This window comes from Streptomyces sp. NPDC042002 (assembly GCF_055588305.1).
The window spans coordinates 1-25,132 of sequence record NZ_JBVJCT010000028.1 but is presented as its reverse complement, the minus strand read 5'-3'; the positions used below and the strand labels follow the sequence as shown (position 1 = coordinate 25,132).

Annotated in this window: 14 protein-coding genes; 12 read left to right on the top strand and 2 right to left on the bottom strand. The window is 70.6% G+C overall.

Going from position 1 to position 25,132, the window contains the following annotated elements; all coding sequences use genetic code 11:
- Positions 1–137: 137 nt before the first annotated feature.
- Entirely contained in the window at positions 138–920 is a 783-nt protein-coding gene (locus ACZ6KY_RS30535; protein ID WP_469313491.1) for a hypothetical protein, read from the bottom strand.
- A 258-nt stretch (positions 921–1,178) separates the two neighbouring features.
- On the opposite strand from ACZ6KY_RS30535, the gene ACZ6KY_RS30530 reads away from it, so the two are divergent.
- The 10 genes from ACZ6KY_RS30530 to ACZ6KY_RS30485 all read left to right on the top strand — a co-directional run bounded on the left by ACZ6KY_RS30530 (position 1,179) and on the right by ACZ6KY_RS30485 (position 17,327).
- The gene (locus ACZ6KY_RS30530; RefSeq protein WP_469313490.1) at positions 1,179–2,321 is read left to right on the top strand and encodes a tetratricopeptide repeat protein; all 1,143 of its coding nucleotides are present in this window, start codon (positions 1,179–1,181) and stop codon (positions 2,319–2,321) included.
- 90 nt (positions 2,322–2,411) lie between these two features.
- Positions 2,412–3,608: a hypothetical protein gene (locus ACZ6KY_RS30525; protein ID WP_469313489.1), complete on the top strand. Its 1,197-nt coding sequence runs from the start codon at positions 2,412–2,414 to the stop codon at positions 3,606–3,608.
- A gap of 48 nt (positions 3,609–3,656) precedes the next feature.
- On the top strand, positions 3,657–4,445 hold the full coding sequence (locus ACZ6KY_RS30520) for a TIGR03936 family radical SAM-associated protein (RefSeq protein WP_469313488.1): 789 nt from the start codon (positions 3,657–3,659) through the stop codon (positions 4,443–4,445).
- 260 nt (positions 4,446–4,705) lie between these two features.
- Positions 4,706–8,761 carry an Rne/Rng family ribonuclease gene (locus ACZ6KY_RS30515; protein WP_469313487.1) on the top strand — a complete coding sequence of 1,352 codons (4,056 nt, stop codon included), beginning with the start codon at positions 4,706–4,708 and terminating at the stop codon, positions 8,759–8,761.
- A gap of 401 nt (positions 8,762–9,162) precedes the next feature.
- Positions 9,163–10,278, top strand: coding sequence for a DegT/DnrJ/EryC1/StrS family aminotransferase (locus tag ACZ6KY_RS30510; RefSeq protein WP_469313486.1), 1,116 nt, complete (start codon positions 9,163–9,165; stop codon positions 10,276–10,278).
- Positions 10,275–11,300 carry a Gfo/Idh/MocA family protein gene (locus tag ACZ6KY_RS30505; RefSeq protein ID WP_469313485.1) on the top strand — a complete coding sequence of 342 codons (1,026 nt, stop codon included), beginning with the start codon at positions 10,275–10,277 and terminating at the stop codon, positions 11,298–11,300. The genes ACZ6KY_RS30510 and ACZ6KY_RS30505 overlap by 4 nt, the downstream gene beginning before the upstream one ends.
- The gene (locus ACZ6KY_RS30500) at positions 11,290–12,873 is read left to right on the top strand and encodes a glycosyltransferase family 4 protein (protein ID WP_469313484.1); all 1,584 of its coding nucleotides are present in this window, start codon (positions 11,290–11,292) and stop codon (positions 12,871–12,873) included. The genes ACZ6KY_RS30505 and ACZ6KY_RS30500 overlap by 11 nt, the downstream gene beginning before the upstream one ends.
- Complete coding sequence (locus ACZ6KY_RS30495; RefSeq protein ID WP_469313483.1) at positions 12,870–14,549, top strand: glycosyltransferase family 2 protein; 1,680 nt, start codon at positions 12,870–12,872, stop codon at positions 14,547–14,549. Before ACZ6KY_RS30500 ends, ACZ6KY_RS30495 begins: the two co-directional genes overlap by 4 nt.
- 9 nt (positions 14,550–14,558) lie before the next feature.
- Positions 14,559–15,842: a nucleotide sugar dehydrogenase gene (locus ACZ6KY_RS30490; RefSeq protein ID WP_469313482.1), complete on the top strand. Its 1,284-nt coding sequence runs from the start codon at positions 14,559–14,561 to the stop codon at positions 15,840–15,842.
- A 183-nt stretch (positions 15,843–16,025) separates the two neighbouring features.
- Positions 16,026–17,327: a hypothetical protein gene (locus ACZ6KY_RS30485; RefSeq protein WP_469313481.1), complete on the top strand. Its 1,302-nt coding sequence runs from the start codon at positions 16,026–16,028 to the stop codon at positions 17,325–17,327.
- 155 nt (positions 17,328–17,482) lie between these two features.
- Here ACZ6KY_RS30485 and ACZ6KY_RS30480 read toward each other — a convergent pair whose 3' ends face one another.
- The gene (locus ACZ6KY_RS30480) at positions 17,483–18,085 is read right to left on the bottom strand and encodes an acyltransferase (protein ID WP_469313480.1); all 603 of its coding nucleotides are present in this window, start codon (positions 18,083–18,085) and stop codon (positions 17,483–17,485) included.
- Positions 18,086–19,717: 1,632 nt separating this feature from the next.
- On the opposite strand from ACZ6KY_RS30480, the gene ACZ6KY_RS30475 reads away from it, so the two are divergent.
- Together ACZ6KY_RS30475 and ACZ6KY_RS30470 are read left to right on the top strand one after the other, a co-directional pair.
- Positions 19,718–21,115: an integrin alpha gene (locus ACZ6KY_RS30475; protein ID WP_469313479.1), complete on the top strand. Its 1,398-nt coding sequence runs from the start codon at positions 19,718–19,720 to the stop codon at positions 21,113–21,115.
- Between the two features lie 62 nt (positions 21,116–21,177).
- The gene (locus ACZ6KY_RS30470; protein ID WP_469313478.1) at positions 21,178–24,816 is read left to right on the top strand and encodes a LamG-like jellyroll fold domain-containing protein; all 3,639 of its coding nucleotides are present in this window, start codon (positions 21,178–21,180) and stop codon (positions 24,814–24,816) included.
- Positions 24,817–25,132 lie beyond the last annotated feature (316 nt).

The window sequence follows — 25,132 nt, the reverse complement described above, 5'->3', positions numbered from 1 at the left end:
GCGGCCGTCCGTCGCACGGGGTGTCCTGGGGGTCGGGTGCCGACCCGTCGGACACCCCGTCCGCGTGGCGGTGGTCCGGCCCGTTCAGGTACGGGGCGCACGGGCCGTACGGGGAACCGGTGGCGGAGAGCCGATGGTCATACGCCGCCGTTGAGGGCGTCGGGTGTCGGCTGGCGGGTGACCAGGATCCAGGGCTTGGGATGGCCCGTACGGTCGGCGCAGTTCAGCGTCGCGGGGCGGGTGGTGGTGAACGCGACGCAGGCGGCTTCCCAGATCTGGCCCGTGGTGGTGATGACGTCGAACTTGATGCGCTTCACCGTGGTGTTCCGGTTGTGCGCGTTGACGGAGACGTCGCAGGGCAGGCCGGCCGCGCCGCCCGCGGGATAGTCGGGACGGCCACTGAGGTCGGTCCACAGGAAGTCCTGCTTCTCGCCGGTCCGCTGGTCACGGATGCCCGCGTACGTCCTTCCGCCGCTCAGCGCGACACGGATCTCGAAATCCTCCGAGGCCTGGTCGGCGTCGATGCCGACGCAGGGGCCCGTCGGGCCCGTCGCGCCGGTTTCACCCTGCGGGCCGGTGGCTCCGGTGGCTCCGGTGGCTCCGGTCACGCCGGTCTGCCCCTGAGGCCCGGTGGGCCCGGTCGCACCGGTGGCGCCCCTCGGACCCCGCGGGCCCCTGCACAACCTGCCGTCGGCGGCTTCGCCCGGGAGGGTCTGGACCTCCTGGTGGCGCGGCCTGCATCGGTCGCCACCGCCCGCCGCCTCCGTCGTGCGATCGGACACGCTTCGGCTCGCCGGGGCCGCGGGGCCGACCACTCCCGACGCCGTCACCAGCGCCAGCGAGGCGACCACGCCGGCCCTCTTGAACCGGCCGCGGCCCGGCGGGCCCAGCAAGCGGGCGGTCCTGGACTCAGGATTCATGCGGGGTGCTCCTTGATCGATCGGTGGGGAATTCCCCGAAGCCGATCGCGAGCTTGACCCGCCAATGCCGATCAGATCATCCTATTGCGTCGAAACGCGCCCTATATCATCAAATCAGACCAATTGAAGGCGACCTGATGGGGTAATTACCCGCCATTGGTTCGAAGTTGGAGGCACCTTCGGCCAATCAGGCGCTGTTCGCCTCCCAGGCCCGCGCCTCGCGATCCCGGGCGCCCGGCATGTGCCACATTGTCCGCCGTGAAGCCGCAGACCATCTGCCTCTGCATGATCGTCAAGAACGAGTCGCGGGTCATCGAACGCTGCCTCGGCTCGGTCCGCCACCTGATCGACACATGGGTGATCTCCGACACCGGCTCGACGGACGGCACCCAGGACCTGATCCGCACGGCGCTCGCCGGCATCCCGGGCGAGCTCCACGAGGACGCCTGGGTCGACTTCGGCCACAACCGCACCCGGAACATCCAGCACGCCCGCGGCAAGGCCGACTTCCTCCTCACCGTCGACGCCGACCACGTCCTGCGCCAGGACGCCCCGCTGCCCCGGCTGACGGCGACCTCGTACATGCTGCGCTACGACACCCCGGGCATCCAGCACCGCTTCAAGCACCTGATGCGCGGCGACCGGACCTGGCGCTACGAGGGCGTCACCCACGAGTACCCGTGCGCCGAAGAGCCCGACGTCCAGGAGAACCTGGACGCGCTGGTGATCGAGGACCACGCCGACGGCGGCTGCCGCGCCGACAAGTTCGAACGCGACGCCCGCCTGCTGCGGGGCGAGCTGGAGCGCGACCCCGCCAACACCCGCACGGTCTTCTACCTCGCCAACACCGAACGCGACCTCGGGCACGCCGAGGAGGCGATCGCGCTGTACGAGCGGCGCGCGGCGATGGGCGGCTGGCCGGAGGAGGTCTACTGCTCGCTCCTGGAGGCCGGTCTCCTCAAGGCCGACAGGGCCGGGGACTGGCCGGGGGCGATGGACGCGTTCTCCCGGGCCTGGGAGGCGCGTCCGCAACGGCTCGAAGCCTGTTACGAACTGGCCTCCCGGCTGCGGGTCCAGGGCCGTCACCACACCGCGCACGCCCTGCTCGTTGCCGCCCTCGACCGGCCCGAACCCGACGACCTGCTCTTCACCAGGGGCTGGGTGTACCGCTGGGGTCTGCTCTTCGAGTACTCGATCACCGCGTACTGGGTGGGCGACCACGCCGGCTCGGTCCAGGCCTGCGACCGGCTGCTGGCCCTGCCCGACCTGCCCGAGGCCGTCCGGCGCCAGACCGGCATCAACCGCGAGTTCTCGGTCCAGCGCCTCGCCACGGTCCCGCCCCCGGCCTCCGTGCCCGGCGGGCCGAAGGCGTCCCGCGCGGGCAGGGCCGCCAAGAGATGAGGCGGCGGGGCCGGCGGGTGTGACGGGCGGCCGTCCCATCGGGTGCCGACGGGTCGCATCCATCGCGGCGGCCGGTGCGTCTACGCGGGTATGGATCTGGAAAAGCCGTCCGCCGGCCGGCCCGCCACACAGCCCGCGGGATGTCTTGCCGTAGCGATCCGCGTTCCGGTGCGGATCGTGGTGCTCGTCCTCGTCGTGCCGGTACGGATGGTGTGGGACACGCTCGTCGTCGGCGGAAGGTTTCTTCGGGACACCCTGCTGCGGCCGCTGGGCCGAGCGCTCGGGCGGGCGCTCGGCTGGGTGGCGCGGGCGCTGTTCGTCTGGCCCTGGGTGGCGCTGTGGCGGTACGCCGTCCTGCCGGTCGGCGGAGCGCTGGCCCTGCTCGGGCGGGCGCTGCTCGTCGTGCCCGCGGTGTGGCTGTACCGCACGGTCCTCACCCCGCTCGGTCACGCCGTCGCCTGGGCGGCCCGGGGGATCGGCGCCGGGCTCGCCCTGCTGTTCACGGGCGTCGCGGTCGTGGTCACCTGGATCGCCCGCGGTGTCGTGACCGTGCTCGACCGGGTGTACGTGCGGCTGCTCACGCCTGTCGGACGATCCGTCAGCCGGCTGCTCAAGGGGATCGGGCTGGTCCTCGCGGCCGTCGGGGTCGGGGTGTACACCGTCGTGGCCTGGCTGGCGCGGTACCTGCTCGTCGTACCGGCTCTGTGGTTCCACGCCTGGGTCCTCACGCCCGTCGGCAGGGTGATCGCCCTGCTGGCCGGGGGGCTCGCGTGGATCGTCCGGATGGTCTTCGTGGGCATCGGCGCCGCGCTCCACCGGACGGCGCGCGTGCTGCTGGTGCTGCCCGCGCTCGCGGTGTGGCGCTGGATCCTCGTGCCGGCCGGCCGGGCCCTCGCCGTCGTCGCCCGGGAGATCGGCGAGGCACTCGGGCACGCGTGGCGGGTCGCCGGGCACATCTCGCTCGCCGTCGGACGGTTCCTCGCGTGTCTCTTCCGGTGGACCTTCGTGGAACCGGCGCGCTGGGCCTACCGGACCGTGCTGACGCCGGCCGGGCACGTCGTGCGCGACCTGGTGCTGAAGCCCGCGGCCGAGATGGCGCGCGGTGTCCGGCGGGCGGCCCGGCAGGCGCTGGACACCGCCCGGGACAGCGCCCGGCAGGCCCGCGCCGACTTCCGGCGGATGCTCTTCGGGGCGCCCCCGGAACCGGAGCCGGTCGCCCGGCGGGAACCACCGGCCGGTGAGACACGTACTCTAGGTAGCAGTACGACCGCACTCATGAAGGACTGAGCGACACTGGGCAAGCGACAGCCCGAAGGCCCGCCGCCCGCACCCGCGGTGCAGCGCATCCGACTGCGCTACACCAAGCGCGGCCGCCTCCGGTTCACCAGCCACCGTGACTTCCAGCGCGCCTTCGAGCGTGCCCTGCGCCGTGCCGCCGTACCCATGGCGTACTCGGCGGGGTTCACGCCGCACCCGAAGGTGTCGTACGCCAATGCCGCACCCACCGGCACCGGCAGCGAGGCGGAGTACCTGGAGATCGCGCTCACCGACAAGCGCGACCCCGAGAAGCTGAGAGAGCTCCTCGACGAGTCGATGCCCCAGGGTCTCGACATCATCGAGGCGGTCGAGGCCCACGTCTCGGGTCTCGCCGAGCGGCTCACCGCTTCCATCTGGGAGCTGCGCCTCGACGGCGTGGACCCGGCGGACGCGGAGCGCGCGGTGGAGGCCTTCAACGCGGCCGAGACCGTCGAGGTCAGCCGCAAGGCCAAGAACGGCATGCGGACGTTCGATGCCCGCGGTGCCGTCGCAAGCCTTGAGACGGCTTCCGAGACGCACAGTCCACAGGCTGATAGGCCGACCGACCAGCCCTGTGCGATACTGCGGCTGGTTGTTCGGCACGTGACGCCTGCCGTTCGACCCGACGACGTCCTGTCCGGTCTTCGCGCCGTGGCCGACCTGGCGCCGCCGGTCGCCCCAGCGGTGACCAGGCTGGCGCAGGGGCTGTTCGATGAAGAGACCGGCACGGTGACCGACCCGCTCGCGCCCGACCGCGAGGCAGTCGCAGCCGCCCCAGCCGATCGTGCGGGGGCCGCCGAAACTGCCGCCGCGAAGGCGTCGGCGTAAGGAAGGTCCCGCGAAGGACAGATGTCGTAGCGCCGCCCTCGTATCCGGGAGCCACCTGGGTCGGGCAGCGCACCGACCAGAAGACTTTCGCCAGGCCGTACGCACACATGGCGTACGGAACCGGTGAGACAGGACACAGAGAGCTCCCGTGCGGCGCCCGCGCCCCGGACGGCGGCACCGCGCATCGCGCGAGCCGCGGACGTCACCGGCATTGCCGGACCAGGCGCGGCGCCCGGGAGCCTGACGGGAGATCCACCCGCATGCTCGAGCCGACCGAACCCACTGAGGGTTCCGACAACAACAACACTCCCAGCGACACCCTGCCTCCGCGGCGCCGCCGCCGTGCGGCGTCGCGCCCCGCCGGTCCGCCGGCCGCCGCCTCCGAGGCCGTGGCCGAGACCACCGCGCCGGCCATACCGGCCGTGGCGTCCGCCGACCTCATGGCGGAAGAAGCCTCCGCGCGGACCGCGACCTCTGTGAACGACGAGGTCGAGGAGACCGACGAGGCCGACGAGGCTGTCGAGACGGCCGCGGTCACCGCGGCCGAAGAGACGGAGGAGGCTCCGGCCGAGGCCGAGGCCGCCGTCACCACCGAGCCCGACGACGCCGCACCGCGCCGTACGCGTCGCCGTGCCACCCGCCGTGTCTCCGCCCCCGCCGGTGCGCCCGCGGCGGCCGAGACCGCCAAGACCGCCGAGACCGTGGTGCCCGCCGCCGCGGTCGCCGAGCCCGAGGACCGGCCCGTCGAGGAGGCCCCGGCCGCGGTCGAGGAGACCGCGCCCGCCGGCCGTACCCGCCGTCGCGCCACCCGCCGTGTCTCCGCGCCCACCGGCGCGCCCGCCACGGCCGAGGCCGCCGAGGTCGTGACGGCAGCCACCGAGCCGGTGGCCGTCCCCGCCGCAGAGGAGGCCGAGGCGCCCGCCGCCGAAGAGGCCGCCCCGCGCCGTACGACCCGTCGTCGCGCCACCCGGCGTGTCTCCGCCCCCGCCGGTGCGCCCGAGGGCGACACCGCCGACGAGCGTGTGGAGGCGCCCGTGACCAGCGAGAACAAGTCCGAGGAGGGCGCGCAGCCGGAGGCCGTCGAGGCCGAGGCCGCGCGGCCCGACGACGCCGGCGAGGGCGGCCCGCGCCGCTCCCGCCGCCGCGCCACCCGCAAGGCCGCCGTCGGTTTCTCGGCGCCCCCGCCGAAGGAGACCGAGGAGTCCTCGCGTCGCCCCGGCCGCCCCGCCGTCGCCGTGTTCCAGGCCCCGGTGTTCACCGAGCCGATGTTCCAGACGCCCGAGCGCGCCGCCGCCGCGGCAGCCGCCGAGGCCGCCGAGGAAGCCACCGAGTCCGTCGAGACCCCCGAGCCGGTCGAGGCCGTCCAGGAGCCGGCCGTCGGACGCCGGCGCCGCCGTCGCCGGGCCGTCGAGGACGAGCCGGTGACCGTGGCCGAGGAGCCGCAGGAGCCCGTCGAGGACACGGAGTCCACCGAGGACGCGGAGGACGCCGACGAGGCGGAGGACGCCGTCGAGGGTGACGAGGGCGAGGAGGAGTCCGCGGGCTCCCGTCGCCGCCGCCGTCGCGGTGGCCGTCGCCGCCGCCGTGGCGAGTCCGCCGAGTCGGACGGTGAGGCCGGCGAGGACGACTACGTCGCCGAGCAGGCCGAGCAGGACGCCGAGGACACCGCCGAGCAGGCCGAGGAGGACGCCGAGGAGGCCGACGAGCGCGAGGAGCAGGGCGGCTCCAGCAGCTCCCGCCGCCGTCGCCGCCGTCGTCGTCGCGCCGGTGACTCCGGTGGCGAGGCCGAGGCCGGCGAGAACGACCCCGAGCGCACCGTCGTCAAGGTCCGCGAGCCGCGCGGCAGGCGCGAGGAGCACCCCTCGGACGAGGTGCAGTCCATCAAGGGCTCGACCCGTCTCGAGGCGAAGAAGCAGCGCCGCCGTGAGGGCCGCGAGCAGGGCCGTCGCCGTGTTCCGATCATCACGGAGGCCGAGTTCCTGGCCCGCCGTGAGGCCGTCGAGCGCGTGATGGTCGTCCGCCAGAGCGGCGAGCGCACCCAGATCGGCGTCCTCGAGGACAACGTGCTCGTCGAGCACTACGTCAACAAGGAGCAGGCGACCTCGTACGTCGGCAACGTCTACCTGGGCAAGGTCCAGAACGTGCTGCCGTCCATGGAGGCGGCCTTCATCGACATCGGCAAGGGCCGCAACGCGGTGCTCTACGCCGGTGAGGTCAACTTCGAGGCGCTCGGCATGTCCAACGGGCCGCGCCGCATCGAAGCCGCCCTCAAGTCCGGCCAGTCGGTCCTCGTGCAGGTCACCAAGGACCCGATCGGCCACAAGGGCGCGCGTCTGACCAGCCAGGTCTCGCTGCCGGGCCGCTACCTCGTGTACGTGCCCGAGGGCTCGATGACCGGCATCAGCCGCAAGCTGCCCGACACCGAGCGCGCGCGTCTGAAGACCATCCTCAAGAAGATCGTCCCCGAGGACGCGGGCGTCATCGTGCGCACCGCCGCCGAGGGCGCGAGCGAGGACGAGCTGAGCCGCGACGTCGAGCGTCTGCAGGCGCAGTGGGAGGACATCCAGAAGAAGGCGAAGAGCGGCAACGCCCCGACGCTGCTCTACGGCGAGCCGGACATGACCGTCCGCGTCGTCCGCGACATCTTCAACGAGGACTTCACCAAGGTCATCGTCAGCGGTGACGAGGCGTGGGAGACCATCCACGGCTACGTCTCCCACGTGGCGCCCGACCTGACCGACCGGCTGTCGAGGTGGACCTCCGAGGTCGACGTCTTCGCCACGTACCGGATCGACGAGCAGCTGATGAAGGCGCTGGACCGCAAGGTCTGGCTGCCCAGCGGCGGTTCGCTGGTGATCGACAAGACCGAGGCCATGATCGTGGTCGACGTCAACACCGGAAAGTTCACCGGTCAGGGCGGCAACCTCGAGGAGACCGTCACCAGGAACAACCTGGAGGCGGCCGAGGAGATCGTGCGCCAGCTGCGGCTGCGCGACCTGGGCGGCATCGTCGTCATCGACTTCATCGACATGGTCCTGGAGTCCAACCGCGACCTGGTGCTGCGGCGCCTGCTCGAATGCCTGGGCCGCGACCGTACGAAGCACCAGGTGGCCGAGGTGACCTCGCTGGGTCTCGTGCAGATGACCCGCAAGCGGGTCGGCCAGGGCCTGCTGGAGTCCTTCTCCGAGACCTGCGTCCACTGCAACGGCCGCGGTGTCATCGTGCACATGGAGCAGCCGACGTCCATCGGTGGCGGCGGCAAGCGCAAGAAGCGCGGCCGTGGCGGTGCCGACCAGGTCCACGACCACGAGCACGAGCACGAGTTCACGCACGAGTCGGCCGATGAGCCGGAGACGGTCGAGACCGAGGCCGAACTGGCCGCCGAGGTGGCGGAGCCCGTCGCGCTCGTCGAGACCGAGTTCCAGCCGGACGACGAGTTCTACGGCAGTGCCGCCGAGGCCGAGGCCGCGGCGACCCGGGGCCGTTCGCGGCGCCGGGCCCCCCGGCGCGCGTCCGCCCCGGCGGGTGCGCCGAAGGCCGAGGAGCGCGCTCCCCGGAGCAGGCGCGAGGAGCGGGCCGAGCGGGCCGCCGCCTGGTCCCGTGAGGCAGCCGAGGCCGAGCCGTTCGCGGCCGAGGACCCGGTCATCGAGGCGCCGGCCGCCGAGCAGCCGGCCGTCGAGCCGGTGGCCGAGGCTCCGGCCGAGACGGTCCAGGCTCCCGTGGCCGCCGTGACGGAGCCCGAGGCCGCTCCCCAGGGCCGTACGCGCCGTCGTGCGACCCGGAAGGTGTCGGCTCCGGCCGGTTCGCCCAGGACGGCCGAGGAGGCCGTGGTGACGGTCACGGAGCCGGCTCAGGCGCCCGTCGCCGAGGCCGCGCCCGAGGCCGAGCCGACGCCCGAGCCGGTGGCCGAGGCCCCCGCCGCGAGCGCCGCGCCGGCCCGTCCGCGCCGCCGTGCCGTGCGCAAGGCCACCGCGCCCACCGCGTCCGAGGAGGCGGCCGTCACGGTCGTCCCGTCGGCCGCGTCGGAGCCGGTCGCCGAGCCCGAGCCCGAGCCCGTCGAGCCGGAGGCCGTCGAGGCCGACGTCGACGCGGAGGCCCCGGCCGCCAAGAAGACGGCCGCCCGCAAGACGGCCAAGAAGGTGACGGCGAAGAAGGCCGCCACCAAGACCGTGGCGGCCAAGAAGACGGTCGCCAAGAAGACCGTGGCGAAGAAGGCCACGGCCACGAAGGCGACGGCGAAGAAGACCGCCGCGAAGAAGTCCACGGTGGCCGCCGAGCAGACGGCGCCGTCCGTCTCGGCGACGACGGAGGACTGACCTCCGGATCGCCTGCCGAAGCGCGGGACGCCGGTCGACTGGTGTCCCGCGCTTCGGCGTTCCTCGGGCTCCCCCGCTGTTCCGTCGCAGATGGGCGGCGACGCGTTCACTACGGGGCATTCCTGTGACGGACAGCACGTCAACCTGAAGTTTCCTTTTCGTAACCCCGAGGAAAAGCTTTGCTCTTCTGCTGGTAATCTGGCCGCGGACTCGGCTGCTGGTGACATGCGGGTCGTAGACCACGCGAGGCACCCCAGGGGGCAGGGTCTTGCGGGAAACAATCGCCGTCGCAAAGCCGGCGCACTTCCAGGGATGCGGACGTGCCACGCTCGACACCGTCCCTTCCCGACCCATGCACAAAGTGGTGCGCCCTAGAGGTCGCTGATGAGGAGGGGACGTCGATGACCGACGCCCATGAGCTGATATCCGCCGCAAGACCCGTGATCGGCGAGGAGGAGATCGAGGCCGCGGTACGCGTACTGCGCAGCGGCCGGGTCGTACAAGGCCCCGAGGTCGCCGCCTTCGAGACGGAGTTCTCGGACGTGGTGGACGGGCGGCACTGCGTCGCGGTCAACTCCGGTACCTCCGCGCTCCACCTGACGCTGCTCGCTCTGGGCATCGGCTCGGGCGACGAGGTCATCGTCCCGTCGTTCTCCTTCGCGGCCTCCGCCAACGCGGTGCGGCTCGTCGGCGCCGACGTGGTCTTCGCCGACATCGAGGCGGACAGCTTCTGTCTGGACCCGGCGGCGGTCGAGGCGGCCATCACTCCGCGCACCGCCGCGATCATGCCGGTCCATCTCTACGGCCACCCCGCGGCCATGGACCGGATCATGGCGATCGCCGAGCGCCACGGACTAGCCGTGGTCGAGGACGCCTGCCAGGCGCACGCGGCCGCCCTGCACGGAACGCCGGTCGGCGCCTTCGGCAGCGCGGGAACGTTCAGCTTCTACCCGACCAAGAACATGCACAGCCTCGAGGGCGGCATGGTCACCACCGCCGACGCGGAGATCGCCCGCACCCTGCGCCTGCTGCGCAACCAGGGTATGGAGCAGCGCTACGCCAACGAGATCGTCGGCGCCAACGTCCGTATGACGGACGTCTCCGCCGCCATCGGCCGGGTGCAACTCGCCAAGCTCCACGGCTGGACCGAGCAGCGCATCGCCAACGCCGCGTACCTGACGGAGCACATCAGCGCGCCGTCCGTGGTCACGCCGAGCGTCGCCGAGGGCGCGCGCCACGTCTTCCACCAGTACACCGTGCGTGTCCGGGGCGACCGCGACGCCGCCATGGCGGCCCTGACCCAGGCCGGCATCGGCAACGCCGTGTACTACCCGACGCCGATCCACCGGCTGAAGCCGTACTGGGAGCCGGACCAGAAGGCCGGCCGCACCTGGGACCTTCCCGAGACGGAGCGCGCCGCCGTCGAGGTCGTCTCGCTGCCGGTCCACCCGGGTCTGTCCGCCGGGGACCTGGAGCGCATCGTGTCCGCCGTGAACGCGCTGGGGGCCGAGCTGTGAGCAGTGGGAAGAAGCTGCGCGCCGGACTCGTCGGCCTCGGTTCCATGGGGCGTCACCACGCCCGCGTCCTGTCCGGGCTGGAGGGCGTCGAGTTCGTCGCCGTCGTCGACCCGATGGGCGACAAGTTCGGTGCCGCCCAGGGCTCGCCGGTCCTCGACACCGTCGAGCAGCTCATCGGGCTCGGCATCGACTACGCCGTCGTGGCCTGCCCCACGGCGCTGCACGAGCCGGTCGGCATGCAGCTCGCCGAGGCCGGTGTCTGCGCACTGATCGAGAAGCCGGTCGCCGACACCGTGGCGGGCGCACACCGTCTCGTCGAGGCGTTCGAGTCGCGCGGCCTGGTGGCCGGCGTCGGCCACATCGAGCGGTGCAACCCGGCGCTGCGCTCGATGCGCGCCCGGCTGGAGGCCGGCGAGCTCGGCGACGTCTACCAGGTCGTCACCCGCCGCCAGGGTCCCTTCCCGCACCGCATCGCGGACGTCGGCGTGGTCAAGGACCTCGCCACCCACGACATCGACCTCACCGGCTGGGTGACCGGGCGCGAGTACGTCTCCATCGCCGCGCACACCGTCTCCAAGAGCGGCCGCGAGCACGAGGACATGGTCTCCGCGGTCGGCCGCCTCGACGACGGCACGATGGTGAACCACCTCGTCAACTGGCTGAGCCCGCTCAAGGAGCGCTTCACCTCGGTCACCGGCGAGCGCGGCTGCTTCATCGCCGACACCCTCACCGCCGACCTGACGTTCCACTCCAACTCCGCGATGGCCACGGAATGGGAGGCCCTCCAGGCCTTCCGCGGTGTCTCCGAGGGCGACATGATCCGCTACGCCATCCCGAAGCGCGAGCCGCTCCTCGTCGAACACGAGCTGTTCCGCGACGCCGTGCTCGGCAAGCCGGCCGACATCTGCACCCTGCGTCAGGGCACGCGGACGGTTGAGGTGGCGGCGGCTGTGCTGGAGTCGGCGCTGAACAACCGCAGTGTTTCGCTTCTTTCGGAGGACCTGGCCATCCATGGCAGCTGAGAACAACACGTCGACGGACCGGCCCGTGCGCAGGCGGATCGTGATGCTCGTCGACAACGGGGTCAACGGCGATTCGCGCGTGCAGAAGGAGGCCAGGTCGGCCGCCGAAGCGGGCTGGGACGTCGTACTGCTGGGAAAGGCCAAGGGGAAGAAGGAGCAGACCTGGCAGATCGGTGACGCCGAGGTCCGGCTTCTGCCGGTGCCCGGTCCGATGTCCCGCCGACGCCACGAGTACCGGCCTGCCGTGCTGCGTGCCCCGCTCGCCTACCGGCCCGGTCCGCTGGCCGCGTACCGGCGTCAGAAGATCAAGGCCAGGCGTGCCGACCTCAACATCCGGCTGATCCTCGCCAAGCAGGAGGGTTCGGCCCTCGGCCGGCTGAGGCTCCTGGCGCCCCGATTCCTGGCTCGCCTGCTGTACTCCTGGGTGAAACTGCGCCACCGCAGCACCATGGCGCTGGAGAAGCGGCGCAAGGACATGGACTCCGCTCTGGACAGGTTCACCACCGCCTTCTGGAAGAAGACCATGGGCACCCGCGCCTGGCGCAGGCTCGACCCCCATCTCTGGGACTACGAGCTCGCGTACGGCAAGGTCATCGACGAGCTCAAGCCCGACCTCGTCCACGCCAACGACTTCCGCATGCTGGGTGTCGGAGCCCGTGCCACGTTGCGCGCCCGCGCCAAGGGCCACAAGGTCAAGCTCGTCTGGGATGCCCACGAGTTCCTGCCCGGGATCAAGCCGTGGAGCCCGCACCCGCGCTGGCACGTCGCCCAGTGCGCACACGAACTGGAGTACTCGCGGCACGCTGACGCCGTGACGACGGTCTCGGACACCCTCGCCGGGATGCTCCAGGAGCGGCACGGTCTCAAGGCCCGCCCCACCGTCGTCCTCAACGCGCCCGACGCCGAGGTCTCGCCGGAGCAGGCGGCCGAGCCCGTTCCGGACCTGCGGGAGCTGTGCGGCATCGGACCCGACGTGCCCCTCACCGTCTACAGCGGTTCCGCCGCTCCGCAGCGCGGCCTCGACACCATGGTCGAGTCGCTGCCGCAGTTGTCGGACGTGCACACCGCGTTCGTCGTGCTCAACACCGAGTCCGAGTACATGCGGACCCTTCGGGCACGGGCGGAGGAGCTGGGGGTCGGCGACCGGCTGCACATCGTGCCGTACGTGCCGCACTACCAGGTGGTGCGTTTCCTCGCGGCCGCGGACCTCGGGGTCATCCCGATCCACCATTGGCCGAACCACGAGATCGCGCTCATCACCAAGTTCTTCGAGTACTCCCACGCCCGGCTGCCGCTGGTGGTCAGTGACGTGAAGACGATGGGTTCCATGGTCGAGGAGACCGGGCAGGGCGAGGTGTTCCGGGCCGAGGACGTGGAGGACTACGTTCGCGCGGTGAAGTCCGTTCTGGGCGACGCCGAGCGCTACCGGAGCGTCTACGACAAGCCCGGGGTCCTCGACCAGTGGACCTGGGAGGCCCAGGCCGACGTGCTGGACGAGGTCTACAGCGGGCTGCTGCCCGGCAGCGGGGCCCGGCAGGCGGCCGAGCGGACACCGGTGGAGGCGCGGACATGAGCGGTACACCCGACGTCAGCGTCGTTGTCGCGGTCTACAACACCATGCCCTACCTGACGGACTGTCTGAACTCCCTGATCGGGCAGAGCATCGGCCTTGAACGGCTGGAGATCGTCGCGGTCGACGACGGCTCCACCGACGACAGCGGTGCCGAACTCGACCGCTTCGCGGAGCGGTACCCGGGCACCGTCAAGGTGCTTCACCAGGCCAACTCCGGTGGCCCGGCCGCCCCCAGCAACCGCGCGCTGGACATCGCCACGGGCCGTTACGTCTACTTCATCGGCTCCGACGACCACCTCGGCGAGGAAGCGCTGGAGCGCATGGTGGCCTGCGCCGACGAGCACGGCTCCGACGTCGTCGTCGGCAAGATGGTCGGCACGAACGGCCGGTACGTCCACCAGGCTCTCTACAAGGAGAACAACCCGGACGTCGGCCTCACCGACTCCGCCCTGCCGTGGACGCTCGCCAACACCAAGCTGTTCCGGCGCGACATGGTCGAGCAGCACAAGCTGCGCTTCCCCGAGCACCTGCCCGTGGGCAGTGACCAGCCGTTCACCATCGAGGCCTGCGTGCGTGCGCGGAAGATCTCCGTGGTGGCCGACTACACCTGCTACTACGCGGTGAAGCGGGGCGACGCCAGCAACATCACCTACCGCGCCGACCACCTGGCGCGGCTGCAGTGCGCGGTGGAGATCATGGACTTCACGGCCGGTCTCGTCGAGGCGGGCCCGGAGCGCGACGCCGTACTGCGCCGGCACTTCACCTGGGAAGTGGCCAAGCTCGTACAGGACGACTTCCCCGCGCTCGACCGCGGGCTCCAGCGTGAGATCTGCGCGGGCATCGCGCGGCTCGCCGACGCCTACTTGACCGACGGCATCCGCGACGCCATGGAGGTCAAGCGCCGGGTACGCATCTGCCTGGCCCAGGCGGGCGCGGTCGACGAGCTGTGCGAGGCGATCACCTCGGAGAAGGCGAACGGGGCACCGCCGTTCGTCGTCGAGGGCGAGGCTGCCTACGCCCGCTACCCGGGCTTCCGGGATCCCCGCATCGGCCTGTCCGACCGTTGCTACGAGCTCGTCGGTGAGGCCGTCCCCGGCCGTCTCGCGCAGGGCACCGAACTGCTCGCCTCCACCTGGGAGCAGGAGGGCGACGGAATCACGTACACGGCCACCCTGCGGCTGCCGGTCCTCGGCGACGTCGACGGAGCCGTCCTGCGCCTCGTGCAGGGTGCCATGCCCGCGTCGGCGGACAAGCCCAAGGCCAGAAAGCTCCCGGAGGGCCACGAACTCCCCGCTTCGGTCGGCGAGTTCACGACCGAACTCGCAGATGACGGCGCCGCCACGGTGCTGCACGCGCGTATCCCGCTCGAGCGGCGTTCGGCCAAACTGGGCGCCCGGGTCTACCTCGACGTCGCCGGTTCGACGTACGAGATCCCCGTGCGCGGCAAGGGCAAGCCCATGCCGCCGGCGCGCCGCTGGGGCGCCTACGAGGACCCGTACCACGCACGGGCGACAGTGAATCCCAAGGGCCGCGTGGTGATCACCACGGGTCCCCTGCACCCGCCGAAGCGGTCATTGGCCTCCCGGGCGAAGTCGGCCCTCGCCCGGCGACTGACATCCCGATCCGCCGGTCCGAAGCCGAGCGGTTCCCCCACGAGCCGTTCGAAAAGGAAGTAGCGACCGTCCATGAACATCTGTGTAGTAGCCCTCGGCAAGATCGGGCTTCCGCTGGCCGTGCAGTTCGCGTCCAAGGGGCACCGGGTCATCGGCGCGGACGTCAACGAGAAGGTCGTCGAGCTGGTCAACGCCGGCAACGAGCCCTTCCCCGGTGAGCACGACCTGGACGTCAAGCTCAAGCAGGCCGTCGACGCCGGGCTGCTGAGCGCGACGACGGACACCGCGGAAGCGGTCGCGCAGTCCGAGGCCGTGGTCGTGGTCGTTCCGCTGTTCGTCGACGCCGAGGGCACGCCGGACTTCGGCTGGATGGACTCCGCGACGAAGGCCATCGCCCAGGGCCTCAAGCCGGGCACGCTCGTCTCCTACGAGACCACGCTGCCGGTCGGCACCACCCGCACCCGCTGGGCGCCGATGCTGGCCGAGGTCTCGGGTCTGACCCCGGGCGAGGACTTCCACCTGGTCTTCTCGCCGGAGCGGGTCCTCACCGGCCGTGTCTTCTCCGACCTGCGCCGCTACCCCAAGCTGGTCGGCGGCATCGACGAGGCGTCGACCGCCCGGGGCGTGGAGTTCTACGAGCAGGTGCTCGACTTCGACGAGCGCGCCGACCTGCCGCAGCCGAACGGCGTCTGGGACCTGGGCACCGCCGAGGCCTCCGAGCTCGCCAAGCTCGCCGAGACCACCTACCGCGACGTCAACATCGGGCTGGCGAACCAGTTCGCGCGCTTCGCCGACAGCAACGGCATCGACGTCAAGAAGGTCATCGAGGCCTGCAACTCGCAGCCGTACAGCCACATCCACCAGCCGGGCATCGCCGTCGGCGGCCACTGCATCCCGATCTACCCGCGGATGTACCTGTGGAACGACCCGTCCGCGACCGTCGTCCGCTCAGCCCGCGAGGCGAACGCGGCGATGCCGGAGTACGCCGTGGACCTGCTGGCGGCCGCCTACGGCGACCTGACCGGCGTGAACGTCCTCGTGCTGGGCGCGGCCTACCGCGGCGGCGTGAAGGAGACGGCCTTCTCCGGCGTCTTCCCGACCGTCGAGGCGCTCAGGGCCCGTGGCGCCGTCCCGTTCGTCTCGGACCCGATGTACACGGCCGAGGAACTGTCGGCGCACGGTCTGCCCCCGCACGCCGGTGAGAAGGTCACCGCTGCGGTTCTGCAGGCCGACCACGCCGAGTACCGGACGCTGACCCCGGCGGACCTGCCGGACGTCACGGTCCTGGTCGACGGACGCCGTACTACCGACGCGGAGGCCTGGAAGGGCGTTCGCCGGGTTGTCATCGGCGGCTGACACCCCACCCCGCGTCGCAAGGGCCCGTCCAGGCATACTGGACGGGCCCTTGCCGTGACGTGGAGGGGAAGAGCCGGCGGAACAGGCGCCTGGGGCCGGCGCCTCGGTCCGCCTGGAAGTCGTCGTACGATCCGGCCCTCGCCACGCTGCCTGGGCCGGCCGCCCACTGCTCAGGATCCTCACTTGCCCGCTGTCCTCACCGCCGCCACCGCGTCCCCTACGGCACGGATCGCTGCCCGTGTGCGCCGCAGCCGGTCCGTTCTGCCGCTGTCGGTCTGTGTGCTGTACGCGGTGTTCCAGCTCGTCGCGGGGCCGCGGTGGACGCTTTTCCCGGATTCCTACCGGTACGCGCGGGCGGCGGAGCAGTATCTCGGCGCCTCGCGCGAGGAGGCGCATCGCACGGCGCTCGCCGCCTTCTGCGCCAGCCGCGCCGACCGCGCGGCGCATGACGAGCAGCTTCGGCCGACGGTCCACGAGAGCGGGCACGCCCTCAGTGCCACTGCCGAACGTGCCTGCCTCGCCCGGTGGATCGACGCCCCCGACATCACCACCGGTGACGCGCGCTACCAGGCCATCTTCTCCGGCAGGCCGGGTTACCCCTTGCTCGCGGCGCCGTTCGTCGGCGCCTTCGGGGTGCTCAACGGGATGCGACTGCTGGGAGTGCTCCTGGCCGCCGGGGGATCGCTGCTCTTGTTCGGGCTGCTCGGCCGTGCGGGGCTGAACCTGCGGGCCGCCACGGTCGGCCAAGTGGCGTTCCTTGCTTCACCGCTCGGCTGGTGGAGCGCCCAGGCTCTGGGCGAGGGGCTGTTCACGGTGTGCGTTCTGTGCGTGCTCTGGGGTGGTCTGCTGTTGCTCAGGCACCGGTCCATGGCGAAAGGAACGGCCCTGGTGGCCCTCGGGTACGTGGCCGGCGGGGTCACCCGCTACTCGTCGGCCCTGGTGCTGGCGGTGGTCCTCGGCGCGGCCGCGACGTGGGCTCTGTGCCGCAACGGCTCCTTGCGCCACCGGGGTACGGCCGTCCTCGCGGTGTCCTCCGCGGCGACAGCCGGTGGGGTGGTCGCCGCGATACGGATTCTCGGGCTGGCCTCCTCACAGGCCACCCTTCAGGACACCTTCACCCATCACTTCGAGACTCCGGAGATCGCCGATCCCTGGAGCGCGCTGCTGGGTCTCGCCGGCCGGTTCGCGCGGGACTGGATCGCCCAGCAGGCCGGACTGCCGTACTTTCTGGTCCTCACGGTCCTCGCGGCCTGGGCGCTGGCCCGGTACGGCAACGGACTGGGCCTGCTCGCTCTCGCCACCGCGCTCACCGGAGCGTGTGCGGTCGCGGCCCATCCGCTCGTCCAGGAGGCCGACCGCCTCGGTGTCCTGATGTGGACGCCGGTCGTTCTGGGCCTGCCTCTCGTCGTCGACCGTCACTGGTCCTCTGTTCCGGTGACAGAGAACGCCGGCCCATCGCGTCCCGGAGCGCAGACCGAAGACTGACCTGCCGGCTCAGGCGGCAACTGAGCCGGAGATCTCGACCGTCGTACGCGGCGACCGCTCGGCGGCCACATGGACGGCCGACCGTGAGCCTGGAGAGCGAGGCAAGAACCGCTTCCCCGACGAGCTGGGCGACGTTCAGCCGGTTTCGCCCGGCCTCAGGCGCCGCGTTCGACGAGGGTGCCGTCCTTCTCCTCGTAAAGGCTGCCGGTCTGCGGGCACTCCCACACGTCGGCCTCGCCCGCGTGCTCGATCAGCTTGACGCCCGCCCTGCCGACCCAGCCGACCCGTCGCGCGGGAACGCCGACGACCAGGGCGAAGTCCGGCACGTCCTTGGTGACGACGGCACCGGCGGCCACCATGGCCCAGCGGCCGATACTGATGGGCGCGACGCAGACCGCGCGGGCACCGATCGAGGCGCCGTCGGCGATCTTCACGCCGACGGCCTCCCAGTCGCCACCCCTCTTCTGCTTGCCGTCGGGGTCGACGGAGCGCGGGTTGTGGTCGTTGGTGAGGACCACGGCCGGGCCGATGAAGACACCGTCACCGAGCTCGGCGGGCTCGTAGACGAGCGCGTAGTTCTGCAGCTTGCAGTTGTCGCCCATGCGGACGCCCGAGCCAACGTACGCGCCACGACCGATCACACAGCCCTCGCCGAGGCGGGCGCCGTCGCGGATCTGCGCGAGGTCCCAGACGCTGCTTCCCGCGCCGATCTCGGCGGTCTCGTCGACCTGGGCGCTGGGCTGGACCCTGTAGTTCACTTCGTTCTCGCTTCCGGGGGGACGGTTACGCCCGGCGAGCATACGTGCCAGGGCGGACCGTTCGCCCTGCGCCGAACCCCGCCGTACCCGGTGGGGGAGATCTCGCGGTTCCGACCCGTGCAGGACGGTTCTCTCCTCCGGCGCCGGAGCCTGTTCCGGCTCCCGGGCTCGACCACCCGGAGGTGCCACACTGCTCGAGCCCTTCGGCCCTCCAGCACATTTACGGAAGCGGGGTGACGCGGGCTCGTCGCCCTGACCGGGCCCACGGCTTATACCGGACCAGCGATTTGCAGATTAGAATTATTCATACGCGGCGAACATCCCGCCCCAACGTGGTGATCGGCAACTCGAACACGCCTCGTGCTCCGCGGATTTTGCCTCATTTTTTTTCAATCGGAATCACACGCCCGTCAAGACGGGAAGCGCAGCTTGGGAAACGTCAGGTCGCGGCTCTCGTCCTGCTGGTCCGACGCAGTATCGTCGTCCTGTTTGCCGTACTCTGCGACGACCCTTTACGCCGAGCCTCGGCCGTCGACGTTCCTCGACGAAAACATGGCATTTTTCCGTCGTCGGCCCATCGGTCTCCGGCCATTCCCCGCTCGCATCCGCCTCACGCTCTGCGGCGGGGACACGGGGGCTTGAGCCCATCCGCCGCCGCGGCCGGCTCGTTCCCGACAGTAAGCCGTGGAGCACCGTGAAAGATTCTGTCCACATGCTCCTGGGCAGACAGGGCGACCCAGGCAACCGGCACCGTCCTGTCGGACAGCCGACTCACAGTCAGGCGCCCTTGGCGTCTTGCCTGATGGAGGCCACGGGCCCCTGTTCCTGTGTTCCTGTGCCCACGGACACAGTACAGCGTCACCGATGTGATCGACCAAGACCAGTCAGAGGCCGGCCGTTCTTTCCGCGAAGCCGCCGACCCCGTTCGACCCGGCCGGCACCGGGTGGCCGCCGAGGCCCTGCCCACCGCCGCGACAACACCAGGTTTATGGGTCGTCTCACCAGACTATCAGTCAACTCGCCTCGACATGCTGGGAGTTGAGGTCATGCGCCAGGTCGGAGACGGCGCGTTCGGCGGGAACGTCCCGGGGGCCCGTACCGGGTGCGGACCGGTGAACGTGGCCACACAGCCTGGGTTTGTGGTCGGCGCGCGGAATGCACGTGGATCACCTTGTGAAGATGTTGTGGTTTTCTTATCTTCATAAAGTGAGGGTCGGGTCAAGAGGGTGGATTGTGCAGTGAGGTCCATCACGCCTGAAATGCCGTTTTGCCACCTCTTCCTCTCGGGTGGGCTTTTATTTCTCATTGGAACCGGAAAGCGCCGAGACGTTTCCCGTCGTGCGGAATTCAGGGACGTGAAAGGCCTTTGACTTGGGCTTGACACTCTTTACTCACCCCATATTTAGTCTCCGTTAGCAACATTCACAGAGTGGACGGGGTGTGTCCGCTCAAAGCAGCAGCGAGGGGTGGGGTGTGCGTACGCGTACACGGCTGGCGGGATTGTCGGCTGTACTAGCAAGCGCTTTCTTTACGGTGGGGCTCGTCTCCCTGGGGTCGACTCAGGCGGCGGCTGTCGCCTCATGTACGGCGGGAACGTCATCCGACTTCAACGGTGACGGGATCTCCGACACGGTGATCGCAGATCCGAACGCGACGGTGGGCGGGGCCAAGGGTGCCGGACTGGTCCGCGTCGTCCTGGGAGGCGGCAAGGGGGTCTCCGAGATCTCCCAGGCGACCAGCGGTATGGCTGCCACGCCCGAGGCGGGCGATCACTTCGGCTTCTCCAGAACGTCCTACGACGCCGACGGCGACGGGTGCACGGATCTGGTCGTCGGTACCCCGTACGAGGATGTCGCCAAGGACGGGAGCCAACTCGTCGACGCCGGAGCGGTCTACGTCATCCATGGCACGCCCACCGGGATCGGTGCCGGCTCCGTCATCGAGGGGTACACCCAGACACAGCTCGACCAGACCACGTCCACCGAGGCGTACGACTGGTTCGGCTACGCCGTGAGGGCGGGTGAAACCTCCACCGGAGCGCCCTACCTGGTCGTCGGTGTGCCTGGCGAGAACGTCACCGAGAGCGGGACCACCTACGGGGACGCGGGCTGCATCGAGTACGTGCAGGGCACCACCAGGGTCCCGGTGAACGAGAATGACCCGGGCGTCCCTGGTCTTGTCGAGGCAAATGACCGCTTCGGCTACTCGCTGGCCGGAACCAATCGCTATTTCGCCGTCGGCGCACCGGGCGAGGCCATCGGCAGTGAGACCTTCGCCGGCGGTGTCACTGTCTTCAGTCACAGCTTGACCGGTGGGCTGCCCACGCCGCTCGTCGGGCTCGACCAGGATGCCGCGGGGATCAGTGGTGTCGCCGAGGCCGGTGACGGCTTCGGCACCGCGCTCTCCATGACGAACTACCGGCCGAGCGACCAGACGTACAACTCCGATGCCCTGCTGGCGATCGGCGCTCCGAACGAGGACATCGGCACGGCCGCCGACGCGGGCAGCGCGCTGGTCGTGAAGATCCAGCCCTCCGGCGCATACACGGAGATCACGTGGATCGACGCCGCCGTCGCCAACGTCGAGGGCGACCCGGTCGCCGGGGACTTCCTCGGCCAGCGGGTGGCGATTGTCAACACCGACACGAGCGTCGTCACCAGCCCTGCGACCGTCCGCCTCGCTGTCGGCGTGCCGGGTAAGGACACGGCCTCGGTGAAGGACTCGGGCGCCGTCCAGATCTTCCGGCCGCTGGACGCGGCCGTCGGCACCGCCGACAAGTTCCTCATCCGCGGTTCGGGTCTGCCGGGCACCGCCACCCTGCGCGACTACAACGGCCTCGCCCTGGCTTCGGGTACCAGCAACCTCTACCTCGGTGTGCCGTACAGCAAGGCCTCGGACAGTCCCAAGGGAGTGCTCTACGTCCTTCCATGGACGGACATCGACGGTACGACGAGCACCGGGACCACCACCTACAAGCCCGGCTCGGCAGGGCTGCCCGACGAGGGCGTGGCGTTCGGAGCGGTGGGATGACCGGCGGTTCAGGGACTTCGGGGAGTCCGGGGAGAGGGAAACACAGCACGATGAAACTCCGTATGCACGAAAGACCGCGCGGCAGGCGTCGCGCCGTCGCTGTCGGCACGGCTCTCGCGGCCCTGCTGACGACCGGTATGAGCGGCGCGTCCACCCTCGGTGGAGCGACGCAGACCGATGCGGCGAAGGCCGCGAAGAGCTCCGACAGTCCGGCGCTCACCCAGGACGCCGCGCAGGCCGCGGCCGCCAAGTCGGGTGACTCCGTAGAGGTGATGAGTCTGCGCGACGAGCGGAGCACCACCGTCGCCAACCCGGACGGCACCTTCACCGTCACCCAGTACGTACAGCCCGTCCGCACCCGCAAGAACGGCAAGTGGACGGCGATCGACACGACGTTGGTCAGGCAGCGGAACGGGTCGTACGCGCCGCGGGCCGCGCTCACCGCCATGTCCTTCTCCGGCGGCGGCGATTCGACGTTCGCGGAGATAGACAAGGACGGACGCTCGCTGGCCCTCGACTGGCCGAGCAAACTGCCCGAGCCGAAGATCGACGGTTCGACCGCCACGTACAAGAACGTCATGGACGGCGTCGACCTCAAGGTCACCGCCAGTGCCGAGGGCTTCTCGCACATCCTGGTGGTCAAGGACGCGAAGGCAGCGGCCAATCCCGAGCTGGCCCGGCTCGAACTGCCCATGGAGTCCTCCTCGTCCGTCGAGCTGAAGAAGACCGCGGACGGCGGGCTGACCGCCATCGACAGCGGCTCCGGAGGCACGGTCTTCGAGGCGCCACAGCCTCTGATGTGGGACTCCAGTCACGGGAGTGGGACAGCGGACGGCGCGAAGCCGTCGCCCTCCCCGTCGGCCCAGGCGACCGCGGACACCGAGGCGGTCACACCTCCCGACGGAGCCCAGGTCGCGGATGTGGCCGTCGGCCTGGCGCCGGACACCATGACGCTCACCCCGGACGCCCGGCTGCTCGCCGACGAAGACACGGTGTTCCCGGTCTACATCGACCCCGTCGTCAAAACCGCCAACCGCAGCAGCTGGACGATGGTGTCCTCGCACTGGTCCTCCAACTCGTACTGGAAATTCGACGACGACGAGGGCGTGGGCCGCTGCCCGTCCGACGTGTCCTTCCGCTGCGCCAGCAGCGACGACGTCAAGCGGCAGTTCTTCGCGATCCCCACGGGGACCTTCGAGGGCAAGGACATCGTCGATGCCGAGTTCGCGGTGACGATGGTGTTCACCTACAGCGACTCCGCGCGCGAGGTACAGCTGGCCCGGGTCAACAGCGGTGGCGCGAGCGCGATCAGCTCGTCGACGAACTGGTCCAACCAGCCGTCCTCGAAGGCCACCGTCGCCTCCAAGTCCCCGACCAACCCGGCGGGTTCCTGCACGTCGACCAACCAGAACGTGCGGTTCGACGCCAAGAGCACGATCCAGAAGGCGGCCGACAGCGGCTGGGACACCACCACGTTCCGTCTCAAGGCGGCCAGCGAGTCCGACACCTCGTACTGGAAGCGCTTCTGCGGTAACGCGTACGTCTCGGTGACGTACAACCGACCGCCGCTCCAGCCGGACGCGGACCAGCTGGAGATGGCTCCCGGCGGCGCATGCGAGTACGGCAAGGCGACCCAGCACTACGTGACCGAAGCGCCGCACGTGACCGCGGTGATCGAGGACTATGACCACAACGACGTCAAGGGCAACACCGAGTCCCTGCAGGCGAAGTTCAAGGTCTGGTGGACGAACAGCTCCGGCGTCGAGATCGACCACTACGCGACGACCGGCAAGCAGAACACCACCGGCAAGGGCAACACCGGCCAGGCCGTGTTCAAGTACGTCATCGGCAGCGACGTCACCGGCGACGGCGAGCCGGGCTTCACCATCCCGCCGAACACCACCGTCGCCTGGGCGGTCCAGGGCTATGACCAGACGTCGTGGGGTCCCTGGTCCACCGACGGTGACCAGACCCGCTGCGAGTTCATCTTCGACAGCACCAAGCCCAAGCCGGCCGTGATCACCTCGGCCCTGTACCCGGACGACGACGCCTGGCACGCGGGCACCGGTGACTACGGCGACTTCACCGTGGACTCGCCATCCACCGATGTGACGAAGTACAAGTATTACTTCACCGGGCCGCATGCCGTGAACACGCCGTTGACAGTGAACGCCGAATCGACCGGTGGCCCGGCGACGATCCGCTGGATGCCGCCGAGCGAAGGCCCGTACTTCCTGCACGTCACGGCGATCGACGGAGCGGGCAACCCGCAGTTGACCTCGACCACCCATACCTTCCTGGTCAGCGACGGCCGTGCCCCGGTCGCGGGCTGGACGCTCGGTGACGCCAAGGGAGCCTCGAAGGCGGCCGGCAGCAACGGAGCACCCAGTGCCACCGCCGGTTCCGGGGTGGCCTTCGGGGCCGGTGGACCGCTCGGCTCCACCGACACCGCCGCCTCCCTGGACGGCACCGCGAACGCCTACCTGGACGCCGGCGCACCGGCCGTCGACACGGGAAAGACTTTCTCCGTGAGCGCCTGGGTGATGCTTCCCTCGCTGCCCACCGAGAGCATGACCGTCGTCAGCCAGGACGGCACGTCCCAGCCCGGGTTCGAGCTCGCCTACGACGCCGACACCAAGTCATGGATGTTCCGGACACCGGTCAGTGACATGGAGTCGCTCGGCACCTGGAAGGTCTCGGGAGCTGCCGCCGTCCCTGACGTCTGGACCCACCTCATAGGGGTCTACGACGCGGAACTCGGCAAGATGATGCTCTATGTCAACGGCACCCTGGTCGCCGACGACGTCCAGGCCCGGCGCACCACCTGGAATGCCACCGGTGGCCTGCAGATCGGCCGCAGGCTCTCCCTCGGCGGCTACACGAGCTACCTCAAGGGCAGCGTGGCCGACGTCAAGCTGCACGACCGGGTCATCCCGGAGACCGAGGGACAGGAACTGGGCGGCATCCAGCCCCACCAGCTCGCCTACTGGCAGCTGGACGAGGCGACGTCTTCCGTTTCGCCGGAGACGGGCGGCGGCACCGGGCTGACGATGGGCGGCGGAGCCTCCATCTATCTGCCCGACGACTCCTGCGATCCCGAGCTCGATCCGGACTGCGTACCCCCGGCCGAACCGCTGTGGGGCGACGGACACCTGGCGCTGAACGGCACGACCGCCTACGCCTCCAGGGCGGCGGGCCTGCTCTCCGCACAGGACAGTTTCACGCTGACGGCCCGCGCCCGGCTCGCCGCGACGAACCCGGGCAGCAACGAGACGGTCCTCTCGCTGTCCGGCACGAACGGCAGCGCGGTCACGGTGAAGTACCTGGCCGCGAGCAACCGCTGGCAGCTGGCGGTGACAGGTGCCGACACGGCCGCCCCGGTCACCACCACCGTCCTGGACAACGGTGACCTGCCCAGTTCGGAGGGCGACGGCGACCATCTGGCCCTCGTCTACAACGCGGTCTTCGGCGACGTGCTCCTGTACGTCAACGGTGTCGCGGCAGCCGAGGCCCCCTGGGACAACACGTGGGACTTCGGCAAGACGGGCCTCCAGATCGGCCGGACCCTGACCGGCTCGGCCGGTAGCGAGTACTTCTCCGGCGCCATCGACGAAGTGCGTATGTACCAGGGGCCGTTGGACGCTTCGCTGGTCTCGCTGGTGGCGGTCATGCCGGCCGGCGCGAGCATCGACGAGACGTAGGCGCTCCGCAAGAAGGCGGTTCCGGCGCCGCGGTCCCCACGGGCGGCGGAACCGCCGACGGCACGGTCCCGGGGCCCCCCGGGGGGGGGGGGTCGCCCGAAACCCAGAACGGGGGGGGGGGGGGGGGAGAGGCCCCCCGAAGGGTTGGGCCCAAAAAAAGGGAGGGGGGGGGGTGGGGTGGGGGCGGAGGGGGGGGGTGAAGCGGGGCTCGTGTGCCCCGCGGGTCCCTGGTTTTTTTTCTTGGGGTTCTGGGAGAAGGTACATCACCGTGCCGACGGCGCCCACGTAGAAGACGGCGCCGCACAGGATCGCGGTC

Coding starts and splice junctions, on each gene's coding strand:
- ACZ6KY_RS30510 (WP_469313486.1), top strand. CDS start 9,163: ATGACCGACGCCCATGAGCTGATATCCGCCGCAAGACCCGTGATCGGC.
- ACZ6KY_RS30495 (WP_469313483.1), top strand. CDS start 12,870: ATGAGCGGTACACCCGACGTCAGCGTCGTTGTCGCGGTCTACAACACC.
- ACZ6KY_RS30525 (WP_469313489.1), top strand. CDS start 2,412: ATGGATCTGGAAAAGCCGTCCGCCGGCCGGCCCGCCACACAGCCCGCG.
- ACZ6KY_RS30535 (WP_469313491.1), bottom strand. CDS start 920: ATGAATCCTGAGTCCAGGACCGCCCGCTTGCTGGGCCCGCCGGGCCGC.
- ACZ6KY_RS30470 (WP_469313478.1), top strand. CDS start 21,178: ATGCACGAAAGACCGCGCGGCAGGCGTCGCGCCGTCGCTGTCGGCACG.
- ACZ6KY_RS30490 (WP_469313482.1), top strand. CDS start 14,559: ATGAACATCTGTGTAGTAGCCCTCGGCAAGATCGGGCTTCCGCTGGCC.
- ACZ6KY_RS30500 (WP_469313484.1), top strand. CDS start 11,290: ATGGCAGCTGAGAACAACACGTCGACGGACCGGCCCGTGCGCAGGCGG.
- ACZ6KY_RS30515 (WP_469313487.1), top strand. CDS start 4,706: ATGCTCGAGCCGACCGAACCCACTGAGGGTTCCGACAACAACAACACT.